The sequence below is a fragment of the Gammaproteobacteria bacterium genome, from assembly GCA_028817255.1.
GTDB lineage: Bacteria > Pseudomonadota > Gammaproteobacteria > Porifericomitales > Porifericomitaceae > Porifericomes > Porifericomes azotivorans.
The window spans coordinates 1-4,109 of the sequence record JAPPQA010000140.1 but is presented as its reverse complement, the minus strand read 5'-3'; the positions used below and the strand labels follow the sequence as shown (position 1 = coordinate 4,109).

Below are 4,109 nucleotides of genomic sequence, written 5' to 3'. Positions count from 1 at the left end.
CTGTTTCGCAGGAATGGCAGATAAGAGCGAGTCGCTTTTCTTCCCTTCGATTGCGTAACGGTTAGCGCCTGCCGTTGCCGCCGGCATCCGTAGCGGTCCGCTGGGGGATGAGCGAGTGGGCGCCGAGCGGGGATTGTTGGTCGGGGTGACTGGATTCGAACCAGCGACTCCTGCCTCCCGAAGGCAGTGCTCTGCCAGGCTGAGCTACACCCCGCGTCGTCTGCGATCGTTGCTGCGCGGCCTCAAGCCCGCCGCTTGACAACGAAGCGGGTCAGGGCGCACAGGGCCTCGCGGTAGGGCGACCGCGGCAATTCCTGCAACAGGGATTCCGCTTTTGCCGCCTCCGATTCGGCGCGCGACACAGTGTAGGCAATGCCCCCGCCGGAGGCAACTGCCGTCACGGCCTCTGCGACCCGCTCCCGGTCATCGCCGCGGACGACGGCGCGGATCAACTCTCGTTGCCGGGCGTCGCCGTGCCGCAAGGCGTACAGGAGCGGCAACGTAACCTTGCCCTCGGCCAGATCGTCCCCTGGATTTTTGCCCATCTCGGCGGCAGAGGCGTTGTAATCCAAGGCGTCGTCCACCAGTTGGTAGGCAGTGCCCAGGTGCATGCCGTAACCCGCCAATGCCTGTTCTTCCCTGGCCGGACGGTCGCAGAGAATGGCGCCCAGCTTCCCCGCCGCCTCGAACAGTTTGGCGGTCTTGGCGCGCACCACCTGCAAATACGTCCGCTCGTCCAGTTCCGGGTCGCCGCGGGCCGCCAACTGCCGCACTTCGCCTTCGGCGATAGCGTTGGTCGTGTCGGCCAGCACCTCCATGATGCGGATGGAACCCACTTCCACCATCATCTGGAAGGCGCGCGAGTAGAGGAAGTCCCCTACCAGTACGCAGGCCTGATTGCCCCACCGCCGGTTGGCGGTGACCCGGCCGCGGCGCAGCAGGGAGGCGTCCACCACATCGTCGTGCAGCAGGGTGGCCGTGTGGATGAACTCCAGGATGGCGGCCAGCGTGAGGTGTTTTTCGCCCCGGTAACCGAACAGCCGCGTCGCCAGCAACAGCGACAGCGGCCGCAGGCGCTTGCCGCCGCCGGCCAGGATGTAGCGGGCCAGGCGCCGTATCAATTCGACCTCGGAACGCAATGCGCGCCGAACGACCGCATCCACGCCGCGCATTTCCCGCATCACCGGCGCGCGCAGTCTCTGCAGCTCGGTCTCCGTTTCCTCCCTCGCCGCGGGCGCCTCGGCGGCGGACCGTTCGCCCTCGGCTTTCTCAGGCACGGGCGCCGCCCCCCCGTTCGCATATGCGGTATAAGGCCATTGGCGCCTCAAGCGTAGCAGAAAAGCCCGCCGCGCACCTTGGCGGCTTTTTGCCTCCCGGTGGCGGCGAGGAAAGAGGCGCGGGGGCCGGGCCCGGCAACCCGTCGGTTTGACTATCCCTCTGTGCGGGTTATAGACTGAAATCCTTAGCGGTAGGCCGCCAGACGGGAGGAGGGGATTATGTCAAGCGCGGGAAACGGCGATACGAAGTCGGTATTTTCGTGCGTTTCGAGCGCTGTGGGGCATCGGGTCCCAGTGCCGGACTCCCCTCTCCGCATGCACAATTTTACGCACAAGTTAGCGGCTTTCGCAGCTGTTCTCGTCGCCCTCTCTTTCCTGCTCGCCACACCGTCGGCTGAAGCGCAAACCTCCCGCACCCTTACCCTTTCCGCCACCCCTGACCGCGACCCCGCAACGCCCGGCGTGCAGGTAAACGAGGGCGACACGGTCAGTGTCAGAGTTACCGTCAGCGGATTGACCTCTGGAAACTTGAGGCTCAACCGGGAATCGGACTCCGACTTGGGCGGAACCGCTACTCTGGATGCGGACTTCCGGCGTCAGGCCGGTTCTACCGGACCTATCCTGGCTGTCCTTTTACCGGGCAATCTCTCAGGAATAGCCAATTGGATCGTTGTTAACGACACCATCGCCGAACCTGACGAAACCATCGTCATACCCGTTCCGATGGCGGACCCGACTTCCACCACCGCCGATACTGTTATCCCCGGCGACTCGCTCACCATCACCATCCGCGCTAACGACGGCAGCCGGGCCTTTCTCGGCGGCACCGACGCCGCTGCCGCCGAAGGCAGTACCATCAATGTGCCGGTGGAGTTTGTAGGCGAGGCGCGCACCGCCGCTTCTACCGTCGCCTTTTCCATTGCCGGTACCGCCGCGGCCGCCGACTACGCGGTAGATGCCAGCGGCAGCGCCGTCACCTTCGATACCGCCACTGCTGCCGGCACTATCGTCGTCGCCCACACTGCCGCCTCGGGAACCATTCCCATCACGATTACGGACGACGCCGCCTTCGAATCTCCCGCCGAAACCCTCGTCGTCACCCTCACTGGTCACACTGGCAGCGGCGTGACGGGCTCCGTAGATTCTGCCGCGCGCACTTACACCATCACCGACGACGACATCTCGCGCCCGCTTGCCGCCGCCAACCCTGCCGCGCGTGCGGAGCGCATAAAGCAGGCGACAGCGGCGCTGAACCAGGCGCTGGCGGCGCAGTTGGCGCCGGTGATCGCGCACCGCTTCGATCCGGTGCGGGACAATACGCTCTCCGCAGGGCAGGGCGAGACGGCGACGGGCGATTCCGGCGCCACTGTCATGTTGCTGGATCTGGACGCGCTGGCGGAGTTGACGGCGGCGCAACTGGAAGGGCTGGACTCCATCTCGCCGGCCACGGAGAGCCGCGCACTGTTGCAGCTGTTGGGCGGTTCCGGTTTCTCTGCCACCAGCGATCGGGGCGGCGGCAACACGCTGTCCCTGTGGGGCCGCGGCAACTACAGCTCGTTGGAGGGCGAACCGGAGGAGGGTGGCAACCGCTACGATTACGAGGGCGACAGCTACAGCTTTTATCTGGGTCTGGACCGGCGCTACGACGAATATTTGCTGGGGGTGGCGGTAGGCTACACGGCAAGCGATTTGGAGTTGCGCGAGGCGGGCGCGGAGGTGAAGCGCAGCGACTTCGAGGGCGATATGGTAGCGGTGTATCCGTATGCGGCCTGGCAGCCGTCGGGGCGGCTGAGCATGTGGCTGCTGGCGGGCTACGGCCAGGGCGAACTGGAGATTGCAGAACGGCGGGATGGCGGCGTGTACAAGGCGACCAGCGACACGGATTTGCTGCTGGGCGCGGCAGGGCTGAGCTGGCGGCTGCCCGTGACAGACGGCCTGGACATGCTGCTGCGTCTGTCGGGAGCGGCGTTGCACGGCGAGGCGGACGGCGGGCGCTTCGACGATGGCATCGCCTACGCCAAGACGGAGACGGAGGCGCAGCAGTTGCGAGGCGCGGTGGAGCTGGGCCAGGCATTCGGCTTCAAAGGCGGCGGGAGCTTGCGTCCCTACCTGCGCGCGGGGGCGTCTTACGACTTCGGCGATGGCGCGCGCGACGCGGCGACGGGAGAGTTCGGGACGGGCTTTCGCTTGCGCTGGCCGCGGCTGGGCCTGGAGACGGAACTGGAGTTTCAGGCGCGGCTGGCCAGCAAGGACGACCGCGATTACTGGGAATATACGGGCATAGGCGCGTTGCGCTACGACCTGGGAGGCGACCGCCGGGGTTTGCAATTAGCATTGCGGCCCAGTCTGGGTCTGGAGCGGGGGCTGGGTCTGGACGGCCCGGGTCTGTCGGGCGACCCGTCTTGCGCGCCGCTGGACGGGGGCGCCTTCGGCGGGACTCGCGCCCCGGTTCCGGGCAAGGCCGGCTATAGCGGCCTGGGACTGCGCGGCGAGTTGTCGTATGGCATCGGCGATGTGCGCTTGGCGCGGGGGATGCCGGGACTGTTGACGCTGTACGGAACCAGCGGCGTGGCGCCGGGGGCGCAACGCTACGGCGGCGGGCTGCGCTTCGAGGCAGAGCGCTTTGCGTTGGATGCGGGGTTGCGGCACCGGAGCGGCGCCGCCGCCGACAACGAGTTCTTGCTGGACGCCGCCCTCCGCTTTTAAAGAAATATTCCGTGAACACAGGACTTGAGGATTGGGAATGGAGGATTGGACAAGCCCCGGCCTCGATGCCAGTGCGGCGAGGCCGGGCGCGGCGGAATCGTGGTATCTTTCGCATTCGAGCGAGGG

At 66.5% G+C, this 4,109-nt stretch carries 2 protein-coding genes and 1 tRNA gene; 1 reads left to right on the top strand and 2 read right to left on the bottom strand.

Going from position 1 to position 4,109, the window contains the following annotated elements:
- Positions 1 to 137 precede the first annotated feature (137 nt).
- Both OXU43_06080 and OXU43_06075 read right to left on the bottom strand, forming a co-directional pair.
- Positions 138 to 214: transfer RNA gene (locus OXU43_06080), tRNA-Pro, on the bottom strand.
- 28 nt (positions 215 to 242) lie between these two features.
- Complete coding sequence (locus tag OXU43_06075; protein MDD9824721.1) at positions 243 to 1,172, bottom strand: polyprenyl synthetase family protein; 930 nt, start codon at positions 1,170 to 1,172, stop codon at positions 243 to 245.
- Between the two features lie 420 nt (positions 1,173 to 1,592).
- Between OXU43_06075 and OXU43_06070 the strand changes: the two genes are divergently transcribed.
- Entirely contained in the window at positions 1,593 to 3,983 is a 2,391-nt protein-coding gene (locus tag OXU43_06070) for an autotransporter outer membrane beta-barrel domain-containing protein (GenBank protein MDD9824720.1), read from the top strand.
- Positions 3,984 to 4,109 lie beyond the last annotated feature (126 nt).